Origin of the sequence: Streptomyces sp. NPDC088194 (assembly GCF_040702025.1) — a bacterium.
Classification (GTDB): domain Bacteria; phylum Actinomycetota; class Actinomycetes; order Streptomycetales; family Streptomycetaceae; genus Actinacidiphila.
Genome location: NZ_JBFBIV010000154.1, coordinates 1 through 12,439, shown reverse-complemented (window position 1 = coordinate 12,439; position 12,439 = coordinate 1). Strand labels below are relative to the sequence as shown.

Here is a 12,439-nt window from a genome sequence, read left to right as displayed (position 1 = left end):
CGACCTTCGTACGGAGTGGGGTGACGTGGTTGAGGTGCGCTGTCCCCGCGGCGAACAGCCACAACGAAGGGGCGCGGGGAACTGCGCGACCAGCCGTCAAGCCGCAGAAGATCCGGCAAACATCCGCAGCAGCAGCCTGGACGGCAGTCCGGCCCGGCCAAAGCCCGAGAGAAGCAAGCACACCCGGGCGGGAAGGAAGAAGCGAGCTTCTTTTCACGGAGGAGCCGAGCGCAACCAGGGGCGCGTGGGGGTACCTCCCAGGCGAAGCTCTGGGGGAGAACGGCGCGACCGGCCATAGGGGGACGTATGGTCCCGGGACGGGGGAAAGGGGCAGGACGGAGGGGCCTACCTAGGTAATGGGATGAGTAGCTGTACGGATGGCGAGGCCCGGCGCAGCCGGAAGAGTAGGGGGTGCGGAAGGGGCGCGGCCCGGACCCGCCGACACGGGGCGGCGGAAACGAGCACGCGGGCACCGACCGCAACGGGGGATGGCCCGCGGATCACCGAGCACAGCGGTGGGCCGCGGCGCCGCCCACCCGCCCCTGGAGCAACCGCGACAGCGCCTCGTGGACGTCGTCGAGGCTGCGCTCGGGCTGGAACGCCTGCCAGTCGAGCGCAGCGACCAGCACCATCCCGAAGAGCGCGGACGCGGTCAGCGGCACATCGATCTCGCCACTCACCTCGCCGCGTTCCATCGCCTCCCCCAGCACCTTCTCGACCACGGCGACCGCTTCCTGCCGGACGGTCATGAGCGTGTCCTGCCAGGTGCGGTTGGTCCGCCACAGCTCCGCGACGTACAGCTGCGTGAAGGACGGGTAGCGGGCGATGAAGGCGAGCCCCGAGCGGATCATCGCGTCCAGCGCGTCGACCCGGCTGCCGCCGCGCGCCGCCGTCTCGTCCGCGGCCCGCCGCAGCGACACCGTCAGCAACCCGACGCCGTGCCGCAGCAGCTCCTCGAACAGCACGTTCTTGCTGGCGAAGTTGTAGTAGACGGTCCCCTTGGCGACCCCGGCGCGCTCGGCGATCTCGTCGACCGTGGTGGCGGAGAAGCCCTGCTCGGCGATGAGGGTGACGGCGGCCTCGAACAGCTTCTGCCGGGTGGCCTGGCGTCGTGCGGTGGTCATGGCCCTGATTCTGCCCGCACCGTGACGGCCGTGTTTCCACCGCATCACGGCGGCATGGCCCGGGATACGCGCGTAGCACGTGGGGTTCGCGCAGGTCAGAGCCGATTGTCAGTGGTGGCGTCGATGATGGGAAGCCGATGAGGAAGCAACGGAGACCAGGAGGTTCGCCATGGCCGTTCCCGCGATGCCGTTCGTGCCGCCGACCCCGCCCGTGCCCGCGCTGTCCGCGACACCCGGGGGCTTCGGCGCCCCGGCCGGTCCAGGCGCTCCCGCCGACATCCACCCCGTGCTGCGCCGCGCCGCCGCGTCCCCCGGCGCGCTCGACCTGCTCACCCAGGCACACATCGGACTTCAGGAGGCAGCCCTCCTCGAACCCCCGCACGAGCGGTACGCGACGGCCCACCTGGCCGCGCTGCGCACCGCCGCCGCCGTGCTCGCGGTGCGCGGCCGCCCCGAGCCCAACCCCCGCAAGCGCGGCCGCATCCGCAGCGTGTGGGAGGTGCTGCCCGAGGTCGCGCCCGAACTGGCCGAGTGGAGCGCCCTGTTCGCGGCCGGCGCCGAGCGCCGGGCGCGGGCCGACGCGGGCATAGCCGGCGCCGCCGGCCCGCGCGACGCCGACGACCTGCTGCGCTCCGCCGCCATGTTCCTGCGCCTGGTGGAACGCATGCTTCTGCTCCGGCCCGCGCCCGGCGGCACACCTTAGAGTTGGGGGTGCGACGGCCGACGCCGTCGGTCACGCAGCCAGCACCACCGCGAGGAGAGCCGCCCGCCATGTCCCGTGCAGGGTCCCGTCCAGGAGGGGTGGACCCGATCCGACCCCGTGCCAGCCTTCGTACCGCCGTGGTGTGGGAGGTGCTCCAGGGCGCCCTGGAGCGGCGCGCCAAGTCCTCGGACCGGCCGGCGCTCGACGTCCTCGACACCGGCGGCGGCACCGGCAACTTCGCGGTGCCCGTGGCCCGGCTCGGCCACCGCGTCACCGTCGTCGACCCGAGCCCGGACGCGCTGTTCGCCCTGGAGCGGCGGGCGGCCGAGGCCGGCGTCACCGACCGGGTCACCGGCGTCCAGGGCGACGTCCACGGCCTGCTCGGCGTGATCCGCCCCGGCGGATACGACATGGTGCTCTGCCACGGCGTGCTGGAGTACGTCGACGACCCCGCCGAAGGCGTGCGGAACGTGGTGGAGGCCCTCCGCCCGGCCGGCTCGCTGAGCCTGCTCGCCGCCGGGCGCGGCGGCGCCGTGCTGGCCCGTGCGCTCGCCGGGCACTTCGGCGAGGCCCAGCAGGCGCTCCTTGACCCGGACGGCCGATACGGCGCGGCAGACTCCCTGCCCCGCCGCTTCACCGCCGACGACCTGACCCGCCTGGTCACCGACGCGGGCCTGCGCACGGCTTCCGTGCACGGTGTACGGGTCTTCGCCGACCTCGTGCCCGGGGTGCTGGTCGACACCGAGCCCGGCGCCGCGGAGGCGCTGCTGCGGCTGGAGCTGGCGGCGGCCGAGGAGCCCGGGTTCCACTCCGTCGCCACCCAGCTCCACGTCCTCGCCGAGCGCGACTGACCCGCCCCGCGGGGGTACTCCCGGGCGGAGCCCGGCCGCGGCCCCGGCCCGACCGGGGGCAGCGCGCACCGGACCGGGCCGCGGAGTCGGTCACAGGCCCGCCCGCGGCGTCATTCCTCACCGTATGCTGGCATGACGTGACGCTCGGCGGGGAAGAAGTGCCCCGTCGGATTGGCGCAGTGGGGTGGGTTTCACGGAGGGGAATCCCGCCTATCCTGAAAGGGTCGGACCGGTCGCGGCCCCGCGCGACCGACGAGTAGGAGGTCTCCGTGCCGCTCTCGGAGCACGAGCAGCGCATGCTCGAGCAAATGGAGCGAGCGCTGTACGCCGAAGATCCCAAGTTCGCGTCGGCGCTTGAGGGAAACGGAGTGCGCGCGTTCACCCGTCGTCGGGTCTACCTGGCCGTGCTCGGTTTCCTGTGCGGGATCGGGCTGCTCATGGGCGGCATGATCGCGCAACAGTCCTGGATCGGTGTGGTCGGCTTCCTGGTGATGCTGGCGTGTGCCGTGCTCGCGGTCACCGGTTGGCGTCGCGCCAACCGTCCGCCCGAGGCCGGGCCGCCCGGACCTCCCGGGCCCACCGCGGTCCCCGGGCACATCGGTCGCCGTTTCGGGGCCCGCCGTCGCCAGCAGCGCCGCGGCAAGGTCATGGACCGCATCGAGGAGCGGTGGCAGCGCCGCCGCGACCAGCAGCAGGGCCAGTAGCGGCCGGCAACGGCCGGCGGCCCGACAGCCCGGCAGTCCGGCCGCACCTCGGTCGCACCGCTCACGACCGCAGGACCCAGGACCGTAAGGCGCAGACGTAAGACGTAGGACCGTAAGCCGCACCACGCACGACCGTACGCACAACGTAAGAAGGGCGCGCCCCCCGGTGGGGGCCGCGCCCTTTCTCACGTCTCCGATCGGCTCCGGCGTGCGCCCCTACGACACCTCCCGGGCCGCCCTCCTGCGCAGCGGCGCCGTGAGCCGCTGCCCGGTGGCCCGGGTGCGCGAGGCGAGCGCCGTCCAGCGGGCGGACAGCGCCCATCCGATCCGGGCCGCCGAACGCGGCAGCAGAGCCGCCCGCAGCCGCCCGCGCCGGTTCGTCCCGGCCTTCAGGCCCCGGCGGACACGCTGGACGTCCTCCGAGAGCCCGGGGACCGGCCGGGGCTGCGCGGCGTAGAGGGTCTGCTCCACGGCCGTGGCGAGCTTGGCGGCGGACTGCGCCGACTCACCCTCCAGGTGGCCGTCCCGCACCAGCCGGGCCATGGCCCGGCGGGGGGTTTCCGAGTCGTCCGGCGGGATGCCGTAGTCCCACCCGGTGTCGACGACCTCCCGCCACGCGGACAGCGCGAGCCCCTCGGGCCGGTCCCCGCCGCCGAGCCGGTGTCTGCGGACCCGCGAGCGCCACGTCAGCGGGGCGGTGAGCAGCAGCAGCACGATCAGTGCGGCCAGCACGACCAGCGCCGCCCGGCCGCCGCCGAAGCCGCCGCCGGAGCCGCTGCTCGCGGGCAGCGCGGCCTGCGAGCAGTCACTGCCCGATGTCGCGTCGCCCTGGTCGCAGCTCTGCGTCGGAGCGGGCGTGCCGGTCGTGGCGGGCGCCGAGGTGTGCGGCGCGAGGTCCTGCTGGTTGGGGTCACCGGTGGGGGAGGGGGCCACGGTGTAGTCGGGCGCGCTGCCGCGGTACGGCGTCGGCTCGAACCGGGTCCAGCCGATCCCCTCGAAGTACAGCTCGGGCCAGGCGTGCGCGTCCTTCAGCCCCACCGACATCACCCCGTCGGCGTTGGCCTCGGGCGCGCCGGGGGTGAAGCCGATCGCGACCCGGGCCGGGATGTGCAGGGTGCGGGCCATCGCCGCCATGGTGAAGGCGAAGTGGACGCAGAAGCCCTCCTTCGTCTGAAGGAACCGGGCGATCGCGTCGACCCCGGTGCCCGCCTTGGCCTGCGTGTTGTACACGAACTGGCCGGAGGTGAAGTAGTTCTGGAGGTCGACGGCCTTCTGGTAGTCGCTGGTGGCGCCCCTGGTCTCGCGCAGCGCGGTCTGCTTGACGATCGACGGCAGCGAGCCGGGCACCTGCTCGTACTGCTTGGCGATCCGCCCGGTGGCCTCGGGGGCCGCGGCGAGCTGGGCGGCGGTCGGCTCGACCTGCATGCTGGCGACGGTGTAGCGCTGGCCGGCCGCGGTCTGGCCGTGCGCGCCGACGATCATCCGGCCCTCGGGCTGGTACTTCCAGTCGCCCGTGGTCCGCACGCTCGTCGCGGGGAACGGCACCGGCAGCATGCCCTGCACGTAGCTGTCGTCGACCCGCACCTGGGTGGTGGCGGTGGTGTACTTCACGTCCGCCGCCATGCCCTGGGGGCGCGGCAGCGCGTCCGGGAGGGCCTCGGTCGGCAGGTTCGACGGCGACCACTGCGTGCCGTCGAACTTGTCCAGCGCCGCGATCCGCAGGTACATGCCCGCGGCGGGTTTGGCGTTGGTGGTGTAGGTGAGCACCTCGCTGTTGCTCGGCTGGTTCAGGTTGTCCTGGAGGGCGGCGATCAGGTTGACCGAGCCGCCGCCTCGGCCGCCGATGCCGCTGCCGCCGCCGTGGCCGGAGGCGTCCAGCAGGCCGCCGCCGAGCGAGGGCAGCGCGGCGGGCGCGATCAGCGCGATACCCAGCGCCATCGCCCCGATCCGGCGGGCGCCGCGCACCGGTGTGGGCTTGGCCTGGCCGGCCTGGCCGCCGCCCCAGGCGTTGCGCGGCGGCGGGCTGCTGAACACCCGGCCCCAGCGGGACATCCGGTCCCGGCCCTCGGCGAGCAGCAGCAGGAGGTAGCCGGCCGCGGCCAGCAGGAAGTACAGCCAGGCGGCGCTGCCGCTGTCCAGGCCGGCGGCGACGGAGTACAGCGCGAGCAGTGGCAACCCGGCCGGGGCCGCGCTGTTGTAGGTGACCGCCATCGCGTCGACGGCGAGCGCGACGAGGGTCACGCCGCCGATCAGCAGGATTCTGATGCCGGGGGTCACCGGCGCGGGGATCGAGTAGTTCGAGACGTCGGTGATGCCCTGCTGGACCACCTGGCCCAGCTGCTGGAGGGCCTGCGGGCCCGGCAGCACGCCGCCCAGGGCCTGCTGGGAGGAGAACATCACCGTCAGCACGACCAGCGACAGCACCGCCTGGACCAGCACCGTCAGCGGCCTGGCCAGCGGTATCCGCCGGCACGCCGCGCCCACCGCGGACTGGAAGAGGACCAGCAGGATCGCCTTGGCGAACCACCCGCTGTCGTCGGTCAGCGGCAGCAACGCGGCGGCGGCCAGCAAGGAGGCCACCACCGCGCACACCGTGAGCCGTGCGCGTCCGCTCATCCCGCCGCCCCCGCTCCGCGCGGCGCCTGGTGCGCCTGCGCCGCTTGCGTCTCCTCGCGTGACCGGTAACGGTCCGCCTGCTGCCACAGTTCCGGCAACGCGGCGCCCGGCTGCACCTCCACCACGTTCCATCCCGCCTCGCGCAGCATCCGCACCGCGCGTTCGGTGCTGTCCGGCTCCGCGCCGTCGACGCCGGGCTGCACCGCGGACAGTTCCGGGCCGGGCCGGGCGCCCAGCTCGCGGGCCAGCCAGTCGTCGCTGTCCAGCACGAACGCCACGGCGCCGCCGGCCCGTTGCCGCATCCGCGCGATGGTGGCCGCCTGCTCCTGGTAGAGGTCGCCGAAGAACCCCACCAGCAGGCCCTCGTTGGCCGACCGCAGCACGTCGTACGCGGCCGCCAGGGTGTCGCCGTCGGAGTGGTCGACCACCGCGAGGGTGTCCAGCAGCAGCCCGGCCATGTCGCTGGAGTCGCCGCCGTAGCCGGAGGTGCCCTCGGGGCCCGGCACGCTGCTGCCGGTGTCGGTGAGCAGCCGCACCGCGAAGCCGCGCTCCAGCATGTGGGTGGTCACCGACGCGGCGCCGGACACCGCCCACTCGAAGGCGGAGTCGGGGCCGGCGCCGAAGTAGGCGTCCCTGCGGGTGTCGAGCAGCACGGTGCAGCGCGCCCGGTTCGGCTGTTCTTCCCGGCGCACCATCAGCTCGCCGTACTTCGCGGTGGACCGCCAGTGCACCCGGCGCAGGTCGTCGCCGTGCCGGTAGCCGCGCGGGATGACGTCGTCGTCGCCGGCCAGCGACAGCGCGCGGGTGCGGCTCTCGCCGTATCCGGAGGACTCGCCGGCCAGCCGCACCGGCGGCAGCGGCTCGACCTTGGGCACCACGGTGAGGGTGTCGAACGCGCTGAACGAGCGGGTCAGTTCGACCATCCCGAACGGGTCGGTCAGCCGCAGTTGCAGCGGGCCCAGCGGGTAGCGGCCGCGCAGGTCGGAGCGGACCCGGTAGGACACCTCGCGGTGGCCGCCGGGCTCCACCCGGTCCAGCACGAACCGGGGCCGCGGCCCGAGGACGTAGGGCACCCGGTCCTGGAGCATCAGCAGGCCGGTGGGCATCCGCGAGACGTTGTCCACCCGCAGGTGCACCCGCGCCTCGGACATCGCCGGCACCCGGGAGGGCGCCAGCCGCCGGCTGCCGGCCACCCGGTAGCGGGTGCGGTAGAGCACGGCCACGCACACCAGCGGCAGCGCGGCCAGCAGCAGCCCGACCCGCAGCAGGTCGGACTGGCCCAGGACGTACGAACAGGCGGCGGCGGCGACCCCGGCGGCGACGAACGACCGGCCGCGGGTGGTCAGTCCGCCCAGCGCCCGGCGGAAACCGCCGGTCGGCCGCTCGTCGTCGGACGAGGGCCCGACCGGCGGGACGCCCGGGGGCCGGGGGGCCGCGTAGGGCCCGGTCGCCTGGGACCCGCCGTACGGCCCGGCGCTGTCCGGTCCGGCGCCGTGCTGTCCGGCACCGTGCCGTCCCGGAGACCGGTGCCCGGAGCCGTAGGGACTGTCGCCGTACGGGCCGTCACCGTAGGGCCCGACGCCGTAGGGGCCGTCGCCGTACGGGCCCGCGGACGGTGCCCGCCCCGGTGGGCGGGAGCCCGGCGGGGGAGGCGGGGTGGCGGGCGAACCCATCACAGGCCCCGCGCGTCCGGCGTGCCCTGGGGTCGCCCGCCCGGCCGCTGCGGCCAGGCCCCGGCGCCGTTGCCGGCCGCCGGATCGGGCACCGGCACCCGCTGCACGATCTCGGTCACCACCTGCTCCGGCGTACGCCGGTTGAGCTGTGCCTGCGCGGTCGGCAGCAGCCGGTGCGCGAGGACCGAGGACGCCAGCGCCTGCACGTCGTCCGGCAGGACGTACTCACGGCCGTCCAGGGCCGCGGAGGCGCGGGCGGCCCGCACCAGGTGCAGCGTGGCGCGCGGGGAGGCGCCCAGCCGGAGGTCGGGGTGGCTGCGGGTGGCGCCGACGAGGGCGACCGCGTAGCGGCGGATCGGGTCGGCGACGTGCACCTGCCGGACCGCCTCGATCAGCTTCACGATGTCGTGCGCGTGCGCGACCGGTTGGAGGTCGTCCAGCGGGGAGACCCCGCCGTGCACGTCGAGCATCTTCAGCTCCGCCTCCGGGCTCGGGTAGCCGATCGACACCCGGGCGGTGAAACGGTCCCGCTGCGCCTCCGGCAGCGGATAGGTGCCCTCCATCTCCACCGGGTTCTGGGTGGCGATCACCATGAAGGGGCTGGGCAGTTCGTAGGTGGTGCCGTCGACGGTGACCTGGCGCTCCTCCATCGACTCCAGCAGTGCCGACTGCGTCTTCGGCGAGGCGCGGTTGATCTCGTCGCCGACCACGATCTGCGCGAAGATCGCCCCGGGTTTGAACTCGAAGTCCCGCTGCTGCTGGTCGAAGACGCTCACGCCGGTGATGTCCGACGGCAGCAGGTCGGGAGTGAACTGGATACGCCGTACGGAGCAGTCGATCGACCGCGCCAGCGCCTTGGACAGCATGGTCTTGCCCACGCCCGGCACGTCCTCGATCAGCAGATGCCCCTCCGCCAGCAGAACGGTCAGTGCGATGCGTACGACCTCGGGCTTGCCCTCGATCACGTTCTCCACGCTCCGGCGCACCCGCTCCGCGGTCGTGGTCAGATCGCTCAGTTCCGCTCGAGCGTCAAAGGTCGTCACCCGGTACTCCTCGGCCTGTTCCATTGGGGCCCCAGGGTCTCGGTCGTCCCTGGACCGCGGCCCTCCCCGATTGCGCAACGCCCGCCGGAGGCGAGACGTGCCGCACGGTGCATTCTTCCCTTACGGGGAGGGCCGCGTCACTCGCCTGCCGTTACTTGTTCGTGATTTCCCGCAGCAGGCCGGTGTGCACGTCGAAGACGAAGCCGCGCACGTCGCCGGTGTGGGCCAGGAACGGGGAGGTCCGCACCCGGGCCATGGACTGCCGCACGTCCTGGTCGATGTCGGTGAACGCCTCGACCGCCCAGGTGGGCCGCTGGCCGACCTCGTGTTCCAGATCGGTGCGGAAGTCCTCGGTGATGGTCTGCATGCCGCAGTTGGTGTGGTGGATGAGTACGACGGAGCGTGTACCCAGCGCGCGCTGGCTGATGGCAAGGGACCGGATGGTGTCGTCGGTGACCACACCGCCGGCGTTGCGGATGGTGTGGCAGTCGCCCAACTCCAGGCCGAGCGCCTTGTGGAGGTCGAGGCGGGCGTCCATGCAGGCGACGACCGCCACCCTCAGGACGGGGGCGGCGCCCATGCCGGGGTCGGTGAACTGTTCGGCGTAGCGCTGGTTGGCGGTGACCAGCCGGTCGGTCACGGAAGCGTCGGCGCCCGGGTCTTCGGGGGCGGGGGGATTCGCGGGGGCGCTGGCATGTATCGACATGTCTATGACGGTATCCGAGCCTGCCGGGACCGCATCGGCGCGCCCGCCCCCGCAGGGCCGCGTGCCGGGGAGTGTGCCCGGGCGTACGGAGGGGCGCACGAGGCGTACGGAGGGGCGCGCCCGGGCGCGGCCGCCGTTGACGGTGGGGCATGGTGGAGTAAAGTGGCGCGAAGTGGTGCCGTCTGCGGGAGGTGTGCCGTGTTCCTGGGATTCCTCGGGACGTACACCCCGCGGCTGGACGACAAGAACCGGCTGGTGCTGCCGTCCCGGTTCCGCGAGCAGCTCGCCGACGGACTGGTGATCACCCGCGGGCAGGAGCGCTGCCTGTACGTATGGCCGGTGGAGGGCTTCCGGGCCGCCACCGAGCAGCTGTCCACCGCGCCGCTCACCTCCAAGGCCGCCCGTGACTACCTGCGGGTGCTGTTCGCCGGTGCGCATGACGAAGTGCCGGACAAGCAGGGCCGGGTGACGGTCCCGCAGCCGCTGCGGGACTACGCGGGCCTGGTCCGGGAGTGCGCGGTGATCGGCGCGAACACCCGGGTGGAGATCTGGTCGGCGGAGGCGTGGGAGCGGTATCTGGCAGACCAGGAAGACACCTTTTCGGCCCTGTCACAGGAGGTTCCGACCGGATTACTGTGAGCGCGGCCCCGCCCCGACGAGGGGCGCGCACCACTTCGTCCCACCCCGGTGCGGACGCGCGGCCCGGCCTCCTCCCGCTCCCCGGCTCCGCTGGCACCACTTCCCCGGTGCCAGGGGAACGTTTCTCCCGAGCGGGCGGGGACCAGGTTCCGCGTCCACCGAGCCGCTGCCGGCCGTAGCGTGTCCGTCGTGCTTGTCTGGCAGGCGACGTTCCTTCGCCGGACCGCCGGACCGCCGACCCGACCCGTACGACCCCGTACGACCCCGTACGACCGTCCCCACCGTTCGACGCCGTTCCCGACCGTGCGACGCCGTCCCTACCGTTCGATAAGGGCCACATGAGCAACCCGTCCCCGTCCCCGCGGCACATCCCGGTGATGCTGCGGCGCTGCCTCGACCTGCTGGCCCCCGCGCTCGCGCTGCCCGGTGCCGTCGTGGTCGACGCCACGCTGGGGCTCGGCGGGCACAGCGAGGCGCTGCTGACCACCTTCCCCGCCTGCCGGTTGATCGCGGTGGACCGCGACCCGGCCGCGCTGAAGCTCGCCGGGGAGCGGCTGGCGCCGTTCGGGGAGCGCGCCACTCTCGTGCACGCGGTGTACGACGAACTGCCCGACGTGCTGGAGCGGCTGCGGGTGCCGCGGGTGCAGGGCGTGCTCTTCGACCTCGGGGTGTCCTCGATGCAGCTGGACGAGGCCGACCGCGGCTTCGCCTACTCCCAGGACGCGCCGCTGGACATGCGGATGGACCAGTCCACCGGGATCAGCGCCGCGGAGGTGCTGAACACCTATCCGCCCGGTGAGCTGGTGCGCATCCTGCGGGCGTACGGCGAGGAGAAGTTCGCCCGCAAGATCGTGGACGCGGTGGTGCGCGAGCGCGAGCGGGAGCCGTTCAGCGGCAGCGCGCGGCTGGTCGACGTGATTCGGCAGGCGCTGCCGCAGGCCGCCAAGCGGACCGGCGGGAACCCGGCGAAGCGCACCTTCCAGGCGCTGCGGATCGAGGTCAACGGCGAGCTGTCGGTGCTGGAGCGGGCCGTTCCCGCGGCGGTGGCCGCGCTGGCGGTGGGCGGCCGGATCGCCGTGCTGTCGTACCACTCGCTGGAGGACCGGCTGGTCAAGCAGGTCTTCGCGGCCGGTGCCGCGCACTCCGCGCCGCCGGGCCTGCCAGTGGTGCCCGAGCAGTACCAGCCCCGGCTGAAGCTGCTCACCCGCGGCGCCGAACTGCCGGGCGAGGACGAGATCGCCGAGAACCGCCGGGCCGCGCCGGCCCGGCTGCGCGGTGCGGAGCGCATCCGGGAGGACGTGCGATGAGCGGCGGCGCGGGACGCGACGGGCGACGCACGGGCCGCGGCACCGTACGTGACGCGGTGCGCGGCAGCGCCCTGGGCGCGCGGCTGGGCGCCGGGCGGTCCGCAACCGCGCGGCGCACCCCGTTCGTCGTTCTGGTCGTGACGCTGCTCGCCGGGGGACTCATCTCGCTGCTGATGCTCAACGCGGCCCTGAACCGGGACTCGTTCAAGCTCGACAAGCTCCAGGACCAGACGACCCACTACACCGACCAGCAGCAGCAGCTCCAGCAGGAGGTCGACGGCTACTCGGCGCCGGACTCGCTGGAGCAGCGGGCCCGCGAGCTGGGCATGGTGCCCGGCGGCGACCCGGCCTTCCTCGACCCGAACGGCAAGGTGCAGGGCTCGCCTTCGCCCGCGACCGCCCCGCCCGCGCCCCCGCCGACGACGACCGCGCAGCCGCCCACGACGATGCCGGCCACCCCGTCCACCTCGTCCACCGCGTCCGGCACGAATCCGGTGGGGACGGCCGCGAACCCGGCGGGGACGGCGGACCCGGGCGAGGCCGGCACCCCGACGGGCACCGCGCCGGTGAACGGCACCTCGTCGCGGACCACGCGGTCGACCACCTCCGCGTCGACCACTTCCACCAGCGGCCCGACCTCGACGACGTCCACCACGTCCTCGACCTCCACGACGACCCCGACCCCCGGCAGGTGAGCGCGTGACCCCTCGCGACGACGCAGACCGCCCGCGCGGCGACGGCCCCCGGCGGCCGTCCTCCTCCGGCGGCGCCGGCGGTGCGAGCCGGGAAGGGGGCAGGGACGCCGGCGCGGCACGCGACGCCCGGTACGGCGGGGGCCGGGACGGCTCGGCGCCGCGCCCGCAGGCCCGCCGCACCGCCCGCCCCACCGCGCCCCGCCCCGACGCCGACCCCGCGGACGGCGGCCGGCCCCGCGCCCCGCGCGTACCGCGTCCCGGCGGTGCGGGCGGCTCCGGCGGCTCGGGCGCCCCCGGCCCCCGTCGCGCCCGCCCGCCGCGCCCCGCCGGCCGTTCACCCCGCCTGCGGCCCCCGCAGCCGGGCGGCCCCCGGGCGGT

The 12,439-nt window shown here is 74.3% G+C and carries 11 protein-coding genes and 1 pseudogene; 7 read left to right on the top strand and 5 right to left on the bottom strand.

Annotation, left to right across the window (positions count from 1 at the left end; translation table 11 throughout):
- Nucleotides 1–500: 500 nt before the first annotated feature.
- A complete protein-coding gene (locus AB0399_RS38830; protein WP_329370414.1) occupies nucleotides 501–1,124 on the bottom strand; it encodes a helix-turn-helix domain-containing protein in 624 nt (207 codons plus the stop codon).
- A 220-nt stretch (nucleotides 1,125–1,344) separates the two neighbouring features.
- On the opposite strand from AB0399_RS38830, the gene AB0399_RS38825 reads away from it, so the two are divergent.
- The 3 genes from AB0399_RS38825 (at nucleotide 1,345) to AB0399_RS38815 (ending at nucleotide 3,382) form a co-directional block, all read left to right on the top strand.
- Nucleotides 1,345–1,827 (top strand): SAV_6107 family HEPN domain-containing protein, encoded by a 483-nt coding sequence (locus AB0399_RS38825; protein ID WP_329374377.1) that lies wholly within the window; start codon nucleotides 1,345–1,347, stop codon nucleotides 1,825–1,827.
- A 68-nt stretch (nucleotides 1,828–1,895) separates the two neighbouring features.
- Nucleotides 1,896–2,678 (top strand): methyltransferase, encoded by a 783-nt coding sequence (locus tag AB0399_RS38820; protein ID WP_329370416.1) that lies wholly within the window; start codon nucleotides 1,896–1,898, stop codon nucleotides 2,676–2,678.
- A gap of 269 nt (nucleotides 2,679–2,947) precedes the next feature.
- Complete coding sequence (locus tag AB0399_RS38815; RefSeq protein WP_328462988.1) at nucleotides 2,948–3,382, top strand: DUF3040 domain-containing protein; 435 nt, start codon at nucleotides 2,948–2,950, stop codon at nucleotides 3,380–3,382.
- Between the two features lie 216 nt (nucleotides 3,383–3,598).
- On the opposite strand, the gene AB0399_RS38810 is transcribed toward AB0399_RS38815, so the two are convergent.
- The 4 genes from AB0399_RS38810 to AB0399_RS38795 all read right to left on the bottom strand — a co-directional run bounded on the left by AB0399_RS38810 (nucleotide 3,599) and on the right by AB0399_RS38795 (nucleotide 9,420).
- Complete coding sequence (locus AB0399_RS38810) at nucleotides 3,599–5,998, bottom strand: DUF3488 and transglutaminase-like domain-containing protein (protein WP_366414483.1); 2,400 nt, start codon at nucleotides 5,996–5,998, stop codon at nucleotides 3,599–3,601.
- Entirely contained in the window at nucleotides 5,995–7,671 is a 1,677-nt protein-coding gene (locus tag AB0399_RS38805; protein ID WP_366414482.1) for a DUF58 domain-containing protein, read from the bottom strand. Before AB0399_RS38805 ends, AB0399_RS38810 begins: the two co-directional genes overlap by 4 nt.
- Nucleotides 7,671–8,714, bottom strand: a complete 1,044-nt coding sequence (locus AB0399_RS38800) for a MoxR family ATPase (protein WP_328462983.1) — start codon at nucleotides 8,712–8,714, stop codon at nucleotides 7,671–7,673. The genes AB0399_RS38805 and AB0399_RS38800 overlap by 1 nt, the downstream gene beginning before the upstream one ends.
- Before the next feature lie 151 nt (nucleotides 8,715–8,865).
- Nucleotides 8,866–9,420: a carbonic anhydrase gene (locus AB0399_RS38795; protein ID WP_366414481.1), complete on the bottom strand. Its 555-nt coding sequence runs from the start codon at nucleotides 9,418–9,420 to the stop codon at nucleotides 8,866–8,868.
- Between the two features lie 198 nt (nucleotides 9,421–9,618).
- Between AB0399_RS38795 and mraZ the strand changes: the two genes are divergently transcribed.
- The 4 genes and pseudogenes from mraZ to AB0399_RS38775 all read left to right on the top strand — a co-directional run.
- Entirely contained in the window at nucleotides 9,619–10,059 is a 441-nt protein-coding gene (gene mraZ / locus AB0399_RS38790; RefSeq protein ID WP_329370424.1) for a division/cell wall cluster transcriptional repressor MraZ, read from the top strand.
- Nucleotides 10,060–10,397: 338 nt separating this feature from the next.
- A complete protein-coding gene (rsmH, locus tag AB0399_RS38785; RefSeq protein ID WP_329370425.1) occupies nucleotides 10,398–11,366 on the top strand; it encodes a 16S rRNA (cytosine(1402)-N(4))-methyltransferase RsmH in 969 nt (322 codons plus the stop codon).
- Entirely contained in the window at nucleotides 11,363–12,061 is a 699-nt protein-coding gene (locus tag AB0399_RS38780) for a hypothetical protein (RefSeq protein ID WP_366414480.1), read from the top strand. The genes rsmH and AB0399_RS38780 overlap by 4 nt, the downstream gene beginning before the upstream one ends.
- Nucleotides 12,062–12,065: 4 nt before the next feature.
- Nucleotides 12,066–12,439, top strand: a pseudogene (locus AB0399_RS38775) (translation initiation factor IF-2); the annotation flags it as partial.

Bases quoted from the DNA above. Each gene is read 5' to 3' on its own strand.
- AB0399_RS38795 (WP_366414481.1), bottom strand. From the start codon at position 9,420: ATGTCGATACATGCCAGCGCCCCCGCGAATCCCCCCGCCCCCGAAGAC.
- AB0399_RS38805 (WP_366414482.1), bottom strand. From the start codon at position 7,671: ATGGGTTCGCCCGCCACCCCGCCTCCCCCGCCGGGCTCCCGCCCACCG.
- AB0399_RS38820 (WP_329370416.1), top strand. From the start codon at position 1,896: ATGTCCCGTGCAGGGTCCCGTCCAGGAGGGGTGGACCCGATCCGACCC.
- AB0399_RS38780 (WP_366414480.1), top strand. From the start codon at position 11,363: ATGAGCGGCGGCGCGGGACGCGACGGGCGACGCACGGGCCGCGGCACC.
- AB0399_RS38810 (WP_366414483.1), bottom strand. From the start codon at position 5,998: ATGAGCGGACGCGCACGGCTCACGGTGTGCGCGGTGGTGGCCTCCTTG.
- AB0399_RS38830 (WP_329370414.1), bottom strand. From the start codon at position 1,124: ATGACCACCGCACGACGCCAGGCCACCCGGCAGAAGCTGTTCGAGGCC.
- rsmH (WP_329370425.1), top strand. From the start codon at position 10,398: ATGAGCAACCCGTCCCCGTCCCCGCGGCACATCCCGGTGATGCTGCGG.